General features: G+C 61.6%; 13 protein-coding genes. 7 read left to right on the top strand and 6 right to left on the bottom strand.

Features of this window, described 5'->3' with window-relative positions; genetic code table 11:
• The 6 genes from DWV00_RS08140 to DWV00_RS08115 all read left to right on the top strand — a co-directional run.
• Positions 1 to 1,134, top strand: a 1,134-nt coding sequence (locus tag DWV00_RS08140; protein ID WP_220274669.1) for a polysaccharide biosynthesis tyrosine autokinase, incomplete at its 5' end; no start/stop codon positions are given.
• 30 nt (positions 1,135 to 1,164) lie between these two features.
• Positions 1,165 to 2,451, top strand: coding sequence for an oligosaccharide flippase family protein (locus DWV00_RS08135; protein WP_115533049.1), 1,287 nt, complete (start codon positions 1,165 to 1,167; stop codon positions 2,449 to 2,451).
• Positions 2,433 to 3,494, top strand: coding sequence for a glycosyltransferase family 4 protein (locus DWV00_RS08130; RefSeq protein WP_115533048.1), 1,062 nt, complete (start codon positions 2,433 to 2,435; stop codon positions 3,492 to 3,494). The genes DWV00_RS08135 and DWV00_RS08130 overlap by 19 nt, the downstream gene beginning before the upstream one ends.
• 64 nt (positions 3,495 to 3,558) lie before the next feature.
• On the top strand, positions 3,559 to 4,443 hold the full coding sequence (locus tag DWV00_RS08125) for an ATP-grasp fold amidoligase family protein (protein WP_115533047.1): 885 nt from the start codon (positions 3,559 to 3,561) through the stop codon (positions 4,441 to 4,443).
• Entirely contained in the window at positions 4,440 to 4,700 is a 261-nt protein-coding gene (locus DWV00_RS08120) for a hypothetical protein (protein ID WP_115533046.1), read from the top strand. The genes DWV00_RS08125 and DWV00_RS08120 overlap by 4 nt, the downstream gene beginning before the upstream one ends.
• A gap of 2 nt (positions 4,701 to 4,702) precedes the next feature.
• Positions 4,703 to 5,983 (top strand): hypothetical protein, encoded by a 1,281-nt coding sequence (locus DWV00_RS08115; protein WP_115533045.1) that lies wholly within the window; start codon positions 4,703 to 4,705, stop codon positions 5,981 to 5,983.
• A gap of 21 nt (positions 5,984 to 6,004) precedes the next feature.
• On the opposite strand, the gene DWV00_RS08110 is transcribed toward DWV00_RS08115, so the two are convergent.
• From DWV00_RS08110 to DWV00_RS08085, 6 genes are all read right to left on the bottom strand, one after another.
• Positions 6,005 to 7,177: a glycosyltransferase gene (locus DWV00_RS08110; RefSeq protein WP_245964776.1), complete on the bottom strand. Its 1,173-nt coding sequence runs from the start codon at positions 7,175 to 7,177 to the stop codon at positions 6,005 to 6,007.
• Between the two features lie 67 nt (positions 7,178 to 7,244).
• The gene (locus DWV00_RS08105) at positions 7,245 to 8,444 is read right to left on the bottom strand and encodes a glycosyltransferase (RefSeq protein WP_115533043.1); all 1,200 of its coding nucleotides are present in this window, start codon (positions 8,442 to 8,444) and stop codon (positions 7,245 to 7,247) included.
• Entirely contained in the window at positions 8,441 to 9,604 is a 1,164-nt protein-coding gene (locus DWV00_RS08100; protein ID WP_115533042.1) for a glycosyltransferase, read from the bottom strand. Before DWV00_RS08100 ends, DWV00_RS08105 begins: the two co-directional genes overlap by 4 nt.
• Before the next feature lie 313 nt (positions 9,605 to 9,917).
• Complete coding sequence (locus tag DWV00_RS08095; protein WP_115533041.1) at positions 9,918 to 11,081, bottom strand: glycosyltransferase family 4 protein; 1,164 nt, start codon at positions 11,079 to 11,081, stop codon at positions 9,918 to 9,920.
• A 105-nt stretch (positions 11,082 to 11,186) separates the two neighbouring features.
• Positions 11,187 to 12,701, bottom strand: coding sequence for a glycosyltransferase family 2 protein (locus DWV00_RS08090; RefSeq protein WP_115533076.1), 1,515 nt, complete (start codon positions 12,699 to 12,701; stop codon positions 11,187 to 11,189).
• A 20-nt stretch (positions 12,702 to 12,721) separates the two neighbouring features.
• Entirely contained in the window at positions 12,722 to 13,330 is a 609-nt protein-coding gene (locus DWV00_RS08085; RefSeq protein ID WP_115533040.1) for a cytochrome b, read from the bottom strand.
• A 209-nt stretch (positions 13,331 to 13,539) separates the two neighbouring features.
• Between DWV00_RS08085 and DWV00_RS08080 the strand changes: the two genes are divergently transcribed.
• Positions 13,540 to 13,794 (top strand): BON domain-containing protein, encoded by a 255-nt coding sequence (locus DWV00_RS08080; RefSeq protein ID WP_181885388.1) that lies wholly within the window; start codon positions 13,540 to 13,542, stop codon positions 13,792 to 13,794.
• Positions 13,795 to 13,826 lie beyond the last annotated feature (32 nt).

Genomic DNA, 13,826 nt, shown 5'->3' with positions numbered 1-13,826 from the left:
GAACAGATCAGCGAGTTGAACGACTCGATCGCCGCTTTCTCGCAGCAGATGAAGCACTTTCCCGATATCGAACAGGAGGCGGTGGGGCTCAAACGGGACGTCCAAGTCGACACCGATCTCTACACGAGCCTGCTTAATACCACGCAGCAGTTGAAGGTCGTCGAAGCGGGGAAGCTCGGCACCGTGCGGCTCGTCGACGATGCCAACACGCCGGACGAACCGGTGAGGCCGAAGCGGATGCTCGTGATCGTGCTGTCGCTGATATTCGGCGCCGGTCTAGGCATCGTCATCGCCCTCATCCGCAAGACGTTGCGCAACCGCGTATCGCATCCGCAAGAAATCGAACGGTACACGGGATTGGAAGTGTTGACGGCGATTCCGTATAGCGAAGCGCAGCGGATGCTCACGCACACGACGGGGAATCAGCGCGCGGTCGCGGGATTGCTCGCGCACCGGCAGCCGCGCGACCCGGCCATCGAAAGCTTGCGTAATCTGCGTACGGCCCTGCATTTCAGCATGACCGACTCGCCGAGCAATATCGTCATGCTGACCGGTCCCACCCCCGATGTGGGTAAATCGTTCGTCGCCACCAATTTCGCCGCCGTGCTAGCGGCGGGCGGCAAGCGCGTCTTGCTGATCGACGGCGACCTGCACAAGGGGCGATTGAACGAGTACTTCAACGAGTCGCACGAGGACGGCCTAGCGGAGCTCGTGGCGGGAACGAAGACGCTCGACGAAGTGACGCGGCGCGGCATCGCGTCCGGCTTCGATTTCATCCCGACCGGAGCGCTGCCGGAAAATCCTTCCGAGGTGCTCCTATCCGACGCCCTGCGCCCGCAGCTCGAGACGATGTCCCAACGCTACGACATCGTGCTGATCGATACGCCCCCGGTCTTGGCCGTTTCGGACGCACAGGTCGTCGGTTTGCATGCCGGCGCCGTGTTTCTCATCGCACGCCACCAATCCAGCGACATCGGCGAAATTCAAGAATCGGTCAAGCGGCTGGGCCGCTCCGGCGTTGCTGTGAAAGGTGTGCTGCTGAACGGGTTCCAGCCGAGCAGAAACGGGTACGGCTACGGGTACGGGTACGGGCCGCAGTACGCCGGCTACACGTCCTCGCACCCCGCGCGGTAGCCGGTGCGGCAACGGGCTGTCCATCACGCCATGGAGCAAACCAGAACGTCACGGCCGCTCAGGCTTCCGACATTTTCCTTACGTGCAGGCCTTCATCCGAGCGCGGCGACGTGGGTGCTGTTGCAGCAGCTCATCGTGCGCGGCCTCGTCGCAGTCAAATTCCTGGCGCTCGGGCGAATTTTGGGGCCGGCCGCAATCGGCAGCATCAGCATCGCGCTGCTTGCGGTCGCCATCGCGGAGTCGCTTTCGGACACCGGCCTCGCGCAAGCCATCATTCAAGACCGCGACGCGCCGACCGCCTCGCAGCTGGGCGCCGTCTTCACGACGCTCGCGACACGTGGCATGTGCATTGGGCTGCTGCTCGCCGCGCTCGCGCCGACGATGTTCCGCGTATTTCATCTGCGCGCCGGGGAGATCGGTTTGCTGCTGCTCGCGGCAGCGATCCCATTCATTCGCGGAACTTCGTCGCCGGCGTATTACCTCGTTCAGCGCGAACGGCGCTTTCAGCATATTGCGGCGATCGAGATGTCGGCCGCCGTCGCCGATTGCTCAGTGGCAATCGCGAGCGCGCTCACGGGAGCCGGCGTCTATGCCGCGCTGTTCGGCACGATGACGGGCGAAACGCTCAAAAGCGCCCTCACCTGGATCACGATGGCACCGCGCCCCCCGCTCCGCCTCGCCTGGTCGGGCATCAGCCGCTATGTCCGGTTCAGCCGCTGGATCTGGGCAGCGAGCGTCGTCAGCCTGCTGCTCAATCAATTCGACAAGGTCGTCGTTGCGACACTGCTAGGGCCGGCGCAGTTTGGGGCTTATCAGATGTCGTCGAGGCTGGCTCAGATGCTGCTGGCGGACGCCGCCATCGCCATGTCGCAGTTCCTGTTCCCGACATTCTCCTCTCAACATCGCCAGAATTCGCAGCGCGCAAAGCGCCTCTTCAAACGATATCTCGCCGTGCTCTTCTGCGGCCTCGTCGTACTCGTCGTGTTGTTGCGCGCGTCCGCTACCCGTCTGTTCGTGCTCGTTCTCGGAAAGTCGTGGATCGGCGCCGTCCCGCTTTTCGACATTTTCGTGATCAACATGGCGATCGGCGCGCTGATCGCGGTGCTGGTCGCGTATCTGCGCGCGGTCGGCAATCCGAAGGCCGCCACCCATGCGTCGATCGTGCAGATGCTGGTGCTGGCCGTGACGGTACCGCTGGCAACCCGGTACTGGGGCGCGACCGGCGTTGCCTGGTCGATCACCGCAGGCTTGGCGGCCGCGACGATGTTCATGCTGTATCGATTGACAAGGAGCGATCAATGCGCGCGCTGCACCTAGTATGGGCGCCTCGCCTCTCCGGGGCTGAGGTGCTGGTCAAGGACCTGGCCTTGCATCAGAAGACCGAGGGACACTCGGTCTGCGTGGCGTCGCTGCTTCCCGAACAGGCCGACTTTTCGCCGTTGCGGGAAGAGTTGGAGCGCAAGGACGTGCCCTGCCGGTTTCCGGATCGAGCGCAAAGCTTGATCGGCAAGCTGTGGCGTTTGCAACACGTGATTCGGCACTTCAAGCCGGACGTGATCTTCGCGCACGCGACCATACCGGCGTTCTACGTTCGAGCACTGCCGATCGCCGTGCCCATCGTCTACGTCATGCATTCCGCCACCAACGATTTCGCGCGCGCGCTGTTTCGATGGGTCGAGCGTCTCTTGTCTCGGCGTGCGAGCGCGGTAATCGGTGTTTCGCCGGCGAACGTCGAGAATTACCACGCGGCGATCGGAACGCATCCGCTCTTGACCGTCATTCCGAACGGTGTCGATACCGCGCGCTTTACCGGCAAGGACGATGGGAACGACGTGCGCCGCTTGCCGAGAATCGCGCAGATCGGCCGATACACGGCCGTCAAGGATCAAATGCAGACGCTTCGGGCATTCAAGGAAGTGGTCGAATGCCTACCGGATGCACGGCTGGTGCTATGCGGGGTGGTCGAAGACCGAGCCTACCATGCCGGCGTCGTCGATCTCGCGGCAGAACTCGGAATCGCCGATCGCGTGAGCGTCGAAGGCCCGCGTTCCGACGTTCCCGTGCTGCTCGCCGAGTCGCAGGTGTATGCGATGCCGTCGCGCTCCGAAGGGCACAGCATCGCGTTTCTGGAAGCGCTGGCTTCGGGCATTCCCGTCGTCGCAAGCACCATCGTCCCATTTGCGTTCGCAAGGAATCTGCCCTGCGTGCAGCTGGTCGATACGAACGACACGCACGCTTATGCGAATGCACTGATCGCTGCGCTGCGGCAACCCAGGACCGCCCGCAACCTCACCGGCCTCACGCTTGCCGATACAGCAGACCAATATCTTTCTATTGCACAACGAGTGGTTCGCGCGTGAAGATCTCAGTAGCCGTTGCCGTATCGCCGCGCTCGTTCGACTGCCGATTCGTCGGAGGAACAACATGCGAGATCTCGTAAAGCAGTCGCTAAAATCCGGCGCGTCGATGCTTCCGGACAAGCTCTATTTGGCGCTTTCGCATCGTCGAAGAATCGGCCGGTTCCCGCGCTTTCGAAATCCGATCGCATTCAATGAAATGATATTGAGCCGGTGCCTGCGTCCCGATCCGCGCTGGCGAGATCTGACCGACAAACTGAGTGTGCGCGACTATGTGCGCGATCGGATCGGAGAGCCGCATTTGATCCCGCTGCTTGCCGCCCCCGATGTCTTCACGAAGGAGATCTTCGACCGGCTCCCGCCGTCGTTCGTCATGAAGGCGAACCACGGATCGGGATTCGTCGAGGTCGTCTGGGATAAATCGAAGCGTTCGTTCCACGAACTACGTCACATGGCCGAGAAGTGGCTCGAAATCGACTACTACCGCGTCTCACGCGAGCGGCACTACCGCGGCATCGAGCCTCGCATTTTCTTCGAAAAATTGCTGCTCGATCATTCGGGAATCGTTCCGTCCGACTTCAAAATGCACGTGTTCGGTCATGGTCCGAACGGACCGGTGATCTACACCGGCATCATTTCGGATCGGTTCGGCACTGCGCGTGCCGATGTCTACGACGCTCAATGGAATCGGCTCGGGCTGGCATGGGGCAGCTATCAGCGCAGCGAGCGCGCAGTGCCGCGGCCGTCGAATTGGGACGAACTGACCGCGATCGCCATGCGACTGGCCGATGGCCTTGGTTACGTCCGGGTGGACCTCTACGCCCCCGATAACGAAATCTATTTCGGAGAACTGACGTTTACGCCCGGCGGCGGGACGATGCCGTACACCCCGGATCACTTCGACTTCGAATGGGGGCGCATTTTGAGGGACGCCCGATACACCAGCGCTTGAGTCGGACGCTCGCCGTTCTCCGTTCGGCGCCGCACCCGGTTCGCGGCGGCCATGGCCACGGTCCGGTCTGGGCCGATACGCCAAGCGCCGACGGCACCGTGACCGTGTTCGACCTCATGGGCAACCCCACCGCCGTGCCATACATCGACGGCGTGGTTACCCTCACTCTGACGGAATCGCCCATCTACGTGATTTCGTCCAACGCCAACGTGATCGCGTCCAATGTGACCGTGCCCGTCGGCTACACCGGACAGTAAGCATGGATATTCGTCTCGCCTCTCAGCGGCACCCCGGCCATCCCGAGCAGATCTTGAACCGGGCGGTTTCGAACGTCGTGAAATGGATTCCGCCGATGCTATACGCCTATCTGCTCGCATCCACATTTGCGATAAAGACGTTCACGTTCGGCGGCAGTTATCTGTTCGAGGCGCCGCTGGCCTTATCGATCGGATTCGGTCTGCTCGCGCGCGATCCCCTCGCTCGCGCCGCGTATCGGACCGTCAGATACAGGCGAGGCCATGCGCTCGCGTTGTTCCTATTCATTACGACGCTCTTCGTCGTGGGCGCACTGGTCGGCCAGGACGTGGGCTATGCGTACGGAGACTATCGCGCGAATCTGATGGTCGCTTTGGCTTTTCTGGTGGGCTGGGAATTCAGAGACCGCGATCCGCGGCCGCTGATTCGGTTCGGGATCGCCACGGGCGCGCTCGCAATCCTGTCGTGGTATTTCCAATTGGCGTCGAACGATCTGGAGACGAAATTCACTTCGCCGTACGTCTGCCTCATCGTTGCCATCGTGTTGGCGTGCCGGATCCGTCGGGTCGTGCCGGCGCTCGTTGCGCTCGGCATGCTGATCTTTCTCGCGGCGGTGAGCTTCTATCGCCAATACTGGATAGGAGCAGGCGCCGGCGCATTGATCCTCGTGGGCTTCATGTTCGCGCGCTTCGACGCCGCGGCGCGTGTACGGACGGCCGCTGTCCTGATCGCGATGGCCGTCGTCGGCGTATTCGCCCTGCATTCCTACGCGGCAAAGATCGAGTCGTTCTTCATGGACGACCAATCTCGATACATTCAAAGTGTCGGCAAGACCGAGAATCTCATGTCCGCTTTGGGACAAGGCGACAATCAAATGCAGCAGTCCGACGTGGTACGCATGGCCTATTTCCAGTTCATGGTCGAACAGCCCTGGAAATTAGCGCTGCCGCACGGCCTCGGCTATCGATCGGCGTTCGACAACATCGATCCCTTTTTCAATAAGCTCAATTTCGACGTCACGACGATCGATTCGCTGCTGTTCTATCTCGCGTATCACTATGGTCTTGTCGTGACGGTGCCGCTGCTTGCTTGGCTGGCCCTGTCGCTTCTAAAGTGCCGAGCCCATGACGGAACGATCGCGATCCTCGGTTTGGCGATCGTCCTCGGTATCTCGCTGTCGTTCGACGGTGGCCAAGCCGTCGTCATCCCACGTGCGATCTGGCTGGGCATATTCGTCTCGTGCATCGCGAAGCCGGTGCGCATCCGGCAGGCCCGGAGGCGCTAACCCCGTTCGGCGTTTCCGCCCTTAGGCGTGCGTCCGCGCCCGCTTGGAACCGTAGGTGGCCAAGGCGTCCAGCAGCGACTGCGTGGACAGTGAAATATGAAACCGGGAAAGGAAGCACGCTCTGGCGCGCGCGCGCATCTCGATCCACTCTTCTTGGGACGTTTCCAGCCAGCGGTGCAACAGCCGCACCGCACCGCCCAGGTCGTCCTTATCCACGAAGCCGGCGTGCCATTGGTCGATTTCTCGCCAAATGTTGACCTTGTCGGTGATGAGCGTCGGCAGGCTCGCGGATAACGCTTCGGCCACGGATACGCCGAAGTTCTCCTGATGGGAGTTGAGCACGAAGGCATCGGATGCGAGAAATGCGCCCCACTTGAGATCGTTACCGAGCATTCCCGTCCAGGTTATCCGGTCCGTCAAGTGCAGCTCGCGGCATAGGGCCTTCGTCTCTTTCGCGTAGTCGCCCTGGTTGGGGCCAGCGATGATCAGGTGTACATCGGCGATTTTCTCGCGCGGCGTGTCTTTGACGCACTGCGCCAGAGCCCTCAACGTCAGATCGATGCCCTTCTTTTCGTGGAGCCGCCCCAGAAACAGCAGGCTTCGCTTTCCCCTCAAATGAGGAAATCGCGTCAGGAACAGCTCGCGCTGCCATTGCGCATCGCGGCCGGCGCCTGCCGTGCCGTAGTTCACGACATGCTCGTTGCAGCGGTACGGCCAGAACGACTGACGCGCCAAAATCCGCTCTTCCTCGGAGGTGAAAAAAACGGCGTTGGCGTCACGCAGTATTCTGTACTGCGCCCACGGCCAATAGAGGCATTTCTTGATGTGCTTGAGCGGGTAGCGCGTCTTGAAGTACGGATCGAGCATCCCGTGCGTGAAGACGTAATATGGAACGGCCGCACGACGCAGCGCGCGCCACACGCCAAGCGACGCGTAATTCCATATGCCGTTGACGATGACGAGGTCGTACTTCGAGGCGTTCGCTCGCAGCCATGGAACGAGCCTTGGAGAAAACCTAAAGTTGCCGAAGCCTGGCCCCAGCGGATAGCAAGTCAGCTCGCATTGCTGGACGCAACTGTCGCGCGGCCCATCTAGAGACACGATTTCCACCGAATTGCCTCTGCGCCGGTGTTCTCGCGCAGTTTGCAAAACGACCTCGATCGGCCCCCCGTAGCCGCGATCCACGGTGAACATTGCATGAAGGATGCGCAAGCCCATAAATCGTGTATGTCGCTGTGGTCATTTCATTAGATCCTGCGATCTACAACGCCGATCGCAGGGTGTTTTTAAAGTTGCTCACGGTATGCGCGGCGAGCAGCTGACCGCCGTCCGATTCGGCTACCGGCACCCGCCCGCGTTCCCCTGCGCAGGCCAACACCTCGTCGATGGCCGCGTTGATCGTCGGGATCGACAGATCCTCGAGTACGGGGCCTAGGCGATCGTGCTTCACAAACCATCCGATCAGTCCGAAAGCGGAGGCCAGCACGGTTTTGCCGCACCGATAGGCCTGCACGAGCACGCCGCTCATGCCGTAGTGTCCCTTGTAGCCCACCCATACGGCATCGCACGCGCAAAAAAGATCGACTTCCATTTCAGGAGAAATGAAATGATCGAATACCACCACGCCATCGCGCGAGCGGCTATCCAGCGATGACAAAAACGCCCGCACGTCGTCGCTCTGCTCCCCCGCAATCACGACCAGAGGATGCGTCTCGCGAACCTTGCACGCGCTCAGCAGTTCTTTGATCCCTTTGCGATCGGTAATGGCGCCGTAGACGAGGATCGTCCGTTCGTCTCGAAGGCCGAGTCGCCCCCTCGCCTCGCGGCTTCCGACTCGGCCCATCTCCGGGAATGGATCGGCGAGATACCGAACGGTGGGCTGACGCCCCGTCACGCGCAAGTTCTCACACCAGGCGGCAAGCGTCGGATCGATCGTCAATACCGTCGAGAGATTGCCCCGACGCAGCGCCAGGAAGAAGAGCTGCTTCTTGACGTAATCCACGAATGGACGTGGCGGGACATTGACGCCCATATCGCGATGGTGGAACGTTTGACGCATGACGATGCACATCCATCGCGACGCGCCAAACGGCGACCCGAGAAATCCGATGGCATTCAGGATGTAGTCGCCGAACGGAACGACAACGAGATCCACCTGCCGGGACCGTGTCGTCTCACGATACATCCACTCGAACGCCGCGTAAAACGCGAAGTCCGCTTTTACGCAAGCTAGCGCGGAGAGGAACGCGGATGCACGCAGCCCGCTCTTGTCGTAGTACACGACATCGACGGGCGAAGGGCCCGCTTCATAGCTTTCGAGCAGCGGATGCGCCCGGCTGTTCGAGTCGGTCGATATGATGCACTCGTATCCGGCTTCGACGAGCGCTTCGACCGCCCATTGGACATAGCGCCAGCGGTGGCCCGAAAAGTCCGGCTCGATAACGAGCGCGCGCGGTTTCATCCCGCGCTCCCGACATCGTTCGCAAGCGCGAGCACACTCTCGGCAAAAAACTCCGGCGTCCAATTCCCGATCGTCGCTTCCGCGCCGCGGGCGAGCCGCTCGCGCAAGGGACGGTCCGTGCCGAGCTGCTTCATTTTCTCGGTCAATTGAGCGACGTCGCCGGGGCGCACGATAAGGCCGTTGACGCCGTCGTGCACGAGTTCGTTCGCACAGCCGCAGGTATCGGACACGATCGCAGGCCGCCCGCAGGCCATCGCCTCGTTGACGCATAGGCCCCATTGATCGAAGGCGCTCGCCAGCACGATGAAATCGGCCAGCGCGTACAGGACCGGCATGTCGGTGTTCAGGACTTCCGTCAAGATCAGGACCCGCTCGCTTAGGCCGAGCGAATCGATCTTCTCGCGTATCGTCTGCTCTAGCGGGCCTTGACCCACGAGCACGAGGAATATGTTCTCGTCCGGCAGCGTCGAGCGCGCAAAGGCCTCCACAACCAATGCGACATTCTTGCGTTCGACGAAGCGGCTCACGCAAAGCACGTATTGCGGCGGCAATCCGAATCGCCGGCGCTCCTTGTCCGCGCGAGCCAACGCACGCTTCGCCGTTTCTTGAAAGTACGAGACGTCGATCACATCGAAGCCGATACGCGACCGGTGCATGGGAATGCCGAGCGACTTCGCGTACCTGCGATGCTTCTCTCCCGCAACGAGCGCACCGTCGAACCTGGAGACGATGACCCGCTTCATCGCTTCCTTGAGCCGATGCCGCTCGCCGTCGTCGGCTTTCGAGTCGGACATGTACACCAGCTTGAAGCGGCGCATTAGCGTCCTGATCACGCACAGGTAGATCGAATAGCTCGTGTGGTAGCCGTAAGTGATCACGAAATCGGGACGCGTAGCGCGCATGATCTTGCTGAGTCGAGCGATCACGAGAAACCAGTTCTTTCCCCCTTCTGCGGTGTCCTTGAAGACGGTGACCATTTCGGACGGCACGTCCTTGAGGAACGCCGTCCGATTGCTTTGCGGATAACCGTAGAAGTTCGTGTGTTCGAACATCTCGACGAGCGATATCTTGAATCCGCGCCGAGCCGCGAGCTGAACGAGCGCGCGATAGCGTGGGATATGATAGTCGCTCATATTGCCGATTACGAATTGGATACGCATATGCAATCGATAGAGTCAAAAATCGGATTCAATCGAGCGAAAGTTTCACCCGGCCAACATCTCACTCGCCGAGAATATGCCGTCTCGCTTGACGCGGCGCAATAACGGATTCCAAATTGGCCGATAACCACTAATCGAATGCCCAAGCTTTGTTGCCTAAGGGTGATTCGCAGGCCATGCGCTCGCGAGGCCCTCGCCTCACCCGATCATCGGGCTTCGGCCAAGGCCCTCACGAGAGCCTCGATGGTCGATCGGACATCCCGCCGGCACCTGCCGAAGGAGTCCGGCTAGACGCGCGGCCGCGCACACGGTTCTATCGCGTTGCCCCTACCGCCGTTGCGAGGGCCAGCACGTTCTCGGCGAAAAGCTGGGGCGTCCAACCACTGATCGTCGATTCGGCATTGGCGGCAAACCTCGTGCGAAGAGCGTCATCGTCGTTGAGCCGCCGCATGCTACGCGCGAGTTGATCGACGTCGCCCGGACGCACGACGTATCCGTTGATTCCATCGAGCACGAGTTCGTTCGCGCAGCCGCAAGTATCGGATACGATCGCGGGCCGCCCCGACGCCATCGCTTCATTGACGCACAAACCCCATTGATCGAACGCGCTCGCCAGCACGACGAAATCCGACAATGCATAAAAGACCGGCATGTCGGCGTTCACGATTTCCGTAAAGATCAGGACCCGCCCGTCAAGGCCGAGCGCGTCGATTTTCTCCCGTATCGCATGTTCGAGCGGGCCCGCTCCGATCAGCATGAGCGATACACCCGTGTCCGCAAGCCCAGCCCGAGCGTATGCCTCGATCACGAGCGGCACATTTTTGCGTTCGACGAAGCGGCTGACGCAGAGCACGTATCGCGGCGGCAAAGCGAAACGGTATCGCGAGTACTCCGCATGCGCGCGTGCCCGCTTCGCGGCATCGCGAAAAAACGCGACATCGATCACGTCGAAGCCGACGCGCGAGCGCTGCATCGGAATACCGAGCGACTTCGCGTACCGCCGGTGCTTTTCTCCGGCAACCAAGGCGCCGTCGAAACGCGATACGAAGATTCGTTTTAGCGCTTCCTTGATTCGGTGCCGCCGGCCGTCATCGGCCTTGGAATCGGACATGTAGACTAGCCGGAACCGCCGAAGCAGCGTCCGGAGTATGCACAGGTAAATCGAGTAGCTCGTGTGATACCCAAGCGTGATGACGAAGTCCGGGCGCGTCGCTCGGACGATCGCACCGAGCCGCGAGCAAACGAGCATCCAGTGCTTGCGGCCGTCGACAGCATCCTTGAAAACGGTAACCGCCTCGGATGGCGCGCCATCCATGAAGGCACGCCGAGCACTCTGCGGATAGTCGTAGAACCCCGTGCCCTCGTATAGCTCGACGAGCGAAACTTGGAATCCGCGCCTCACGGCCAACTCGACGAGCGCACGATAGCGCGGTACGTGATAGTCGCTCAAATTCCCAATGACGAACTGGATGCGCATGGCAGAACGAACGGCACGATATCGGTTGACGGATTGTCTTGCCGACGAATATGCCGCGTCGCACAACGTTGCGCAATTGGGGGCCGAAAAAATGGCCAAAAAGCACTAATCCATCCGCGCCCCATCGACGATCCCGGTGCGCTCCTGCGTGCCCCAATGCCGCCGCGCGGAGAGCAGGTGCACCCAGCCGAGTGCCGCCCCCGCATGCCGCAGCAATTGGAAGCTGAAGGGCTCGGCAATCGACGCGAGAATCGCCATCGGCAGACGCAACCCGCGACGATCGTTCGTCCAGCGCCGATAGAGGTAGACAGACCATAGATGAAACGCGAGATCGACGACGATCTTCGCCGCGATGACGCCGGAGATCGGCAGCACGACGGAGAACCGCCCCGTGACGATAAAGGCCAGCAATAGCGCGAACGCGGTCAGCCCGTAGATCGGCTGCACCGTGTCGATTGCCTTGACGGGCATCATCAGCAAACCAAGGGCGCCGTAACGGCGATTGCCCGTGATGTCGCGGTTCCAGTATTGCGTCTGGAGAAACCCGGCGAACCAGCGGCGCCGTTGACGCAGGAAGCTCGGCAGCGTTCCGGGCGCGTCGGTATGGGCGTGGGCCGTGCCGATCACGCGAACGCGCCAGCGCTTGCCGTGCTCGACGGCATAGCGGCGCAAACGATGAATGAGTTCGTAGTCCTCGACCAGGCACTGCGGATCGAAGCCGCCGACGCTCATGAGTGCGTCTCGCCGGAAGCAAGCGAAGGCACCCGATACGAGCAGCAGCGCGTCGGTGCGCATCCACGCGAAGCGCGAAATGAAATTGCGGATGTACTCGTAGGTCTGGAACCACTGGAAGAAGCGACCCGTCATCGTCCGCGCGCACACGGGCGTGATGATCCCCGTAGCGGCGACGAGCTCCGGCTCGCGCGCGAAGGCATCGCACATCGCCGTGCAGGCATCGCGGGCGAGATGCGTGTCCGCATCGACGGTCAGTACCGCATCGGTGTCGAGCAGCGCGATCGCGGCATTCAATGCCTGGGCTTTGCCGCCGTGAGGCAGGCGCAGCCAGCACAAGGTCGGATAGCGCGGGCTAAACGCACTCGCCTGCCCCTCCGGCGGCTGAGCGAGCCCGTATTCGCGTTTCAATAACGCGGCCGTACCGTCCGTCGAGCCGTCGTCGGCAATGACGATCCGGTGAGGCGCAACCTCTTGCTCGAGCAGCGCCGCGAGCGTGACCGGCAGGACCGCGGCTTCGTTATAGGCCGCGACGATGACACCGAGCGTCGGCATAGCACCGCGCAAGGCAGGCTCGCGATGCGCCTTCAGCAATGGCAACGTCTTGAACGTTACGAAAGCCAGCAGCAGCGTGTCGTAAAGGACGTAGGCGATACCCACCGACCATGCAACGAGCCCGCGCAGAAAAAACGCGCGCGCGAACAGCCCGACCCATAGGAGGAGCACGCCGGCGTGAATCAGCACGGCAACGAACGAAGTGCCGCGCGGCGACACCCGCGGCGACGCACGTTCGAAGGCGTCGTTCAGCGCGAGCCCGGCATTTGGCGTAGCGCGGCCCGGATGGCCGCGTTCGGGCTCGTCGTCACGTTTCGCAGACTTCGTGGACATCTGGCCGCGCGGGACCGAACTCATCGCCACATGCGCCGCAGAACGGACTGACGGTCGATGAACTCGTGCTTGAGCGCGCCGCCGACATGCAGGGCAAGCAGCAGATACAGCGCATAGCCGAACCATGCATGCACGGCACCGAACACATCGTGCAGATGCTCTTTCAGACCCGGTGCGAGATGCATCACGAAACCGATGCGCGGCCAGGACACGAGATGAAACAGCGTCATCGGATGCGTGGCGGCATCCTTCCAGGCCGAATCGTGAAGCCATCCCGACAGCGGCAGCCCGAGCATGAGCACGTAAAGCAGCCCATGCGCGATATGCGCGGCGGTGCGCTCCCAACTCGGAAACGTGTCGGGCAAGCGCGGCGGCCGATGCGACACGCGCCAAAGAATGCGCAACAGGACGAGTCCAAGCACGGTGATGCCGATCGACTTGTGCGTATCGATGACGGGGCGGACCCAATCGTCGGGCAGGTAGTCCACGGACCAAGCCAGAGCGACGTTGCATAGGATGCCGATTGCGACGGCCCAATGCAGGACGATTGCGACGCCGGTGAAACGGCCGGCGGATAAGGACCGACCGCGCGGGGCCGATGGCGATGAGGCGTTGGCAGGTGTTGTCATGGGCTCCGCGGCGATCTAACCGCGTAATACTCGAAAGATTCGAAAGGTTCGACGAAATTTGGTCTGGCAATGCGAGCGACGACGGACAACGAGGCGCAACAAGCGCCAGTCTTCATGCAGTGAGTACCCGTCGGGACGAAAAAAGTTGCAGCCGCGCCGCGCGCGCCCGTGATCATAGGCGATCGAGATGAAGTTCGCAGAAACCCTCGATGCCCGTGGACTCTGCCACGCAAGACAACGCGAGCCTTCGTGAGGCGATCATCCTCGCAATGCATGGAAAGAGCTGGGGGTTGCCGAAGCAAGGTGTGCTCGTCAAAGACGGCGTCGTCCATTTATGGGGCATGATCGGTTCCGAGGAAGAAAAACGCGCGATTCACGTGGCCGCCGAGAACGTGCCGGCTTCCCCTCGGACGATGACCGCATCCGCGCGGCTCCCCCTCGCGGCTCCCCCTACAAATATGTAATGATGCCGTCGTTAGCCCTCGACGAACTCGAG

Origin of the sequence: Trinickia dinghuensis, assembly GCF_003367175.1 — a bacterium.
GTDB lineage: Bacteria > Pseudomonadota > Gammaproteobacteria > Burkholderiales > Burkholderiaceae > Trinickia > Trinickia dinghuensis.
The sequence above is the reverse complement of the archived record's forward strand: the minus strand, read 5'-3'. Positions and strand labels throughout refer to the sequence as shown.

Excerpts from the sequence above, each read along its gene's own strand:
- DWV00_RS08105 (WP_115533043.1), bottom strand. The coding sequence starts at position 8,444 with ATGAAACCGCGCGCGCTCGTTATCGAGCCGGACTTTTCGGGCCACCGC.
- DWV00_RS08085 (WP_115533040.1), bottom strand. The coding sequence starts at position 13,330 with ATGACAACACCTGCCAACGCCTCATCGCCATCGGCCCCGCGCGGTCGG.
- DWV00_RS08110 (WP_245964776.1), bottom strand. The coding sequence starts at position 7,177 with ATGTTCACCGTGGATCGCGGCTACGGGGGGCCGATCGAGGTCGTTTTG.
- DWV00_RS08090 (WP_115533076.1), bottom strand. The coding sequence starts at position 12,701 with ATGTCCACGAAGTCTGCGAAACGTGACGACGAGCCCGAACGCGGCCAT.
- DWV00_RS08135 (WP_115533049.1), top strand. The coding sequence starts at position 1,165 with ATGGAGCAAACCAGAACGTCACGGCCGCTCAGGCTTCCGACATTTTCC.
- DWV00_RS08115 (WP_115533045.1), top strand. The coding sequence starts at position 4,703 with ATGGATATTCGTCTCGCCTCTCAGCGGCACCCCGGCCATCCCGAGCAG.
- DWV00_RS08130 (WP_115533048.1), top strand. The coding sequence starts at position 2,433 with ATGCGCGCGCTGCACCTAGTATGGGCGCCTCGCCTCTCCGGGGCTGAG.
- DWV00_RS08080 (WP_181885388.1), top strand. The coding sequence starts at position 13,540 with ATGCCCGTGGACTCTGCCACGCAAGACAACGCGAGCCTTCGTGAGGCG.
- DWV00_RS08095 (WP_115533041.1), bottom strand. The coding sequence starts at position 11,081 with ATGCGCATCCAGTTCGTCATTGGGAATTTGAGCGACTATCACGTACCG.
- DWV00_RS08125 (WP_115533047.1), top strand. The coding sequence starts at position 3,559 with ATGCGAGATCTCGTAAAGCAGTCGCTAAAATCCGGCGCGTCGATGCTT.
- DWV00_RS08100 (WP_115533042.1), bottom strand. The coding sequence starts at position 9,604 with ATGCGTATCCAATTCGTAATCGGCAATATGAGCGACTATCATATCCCA.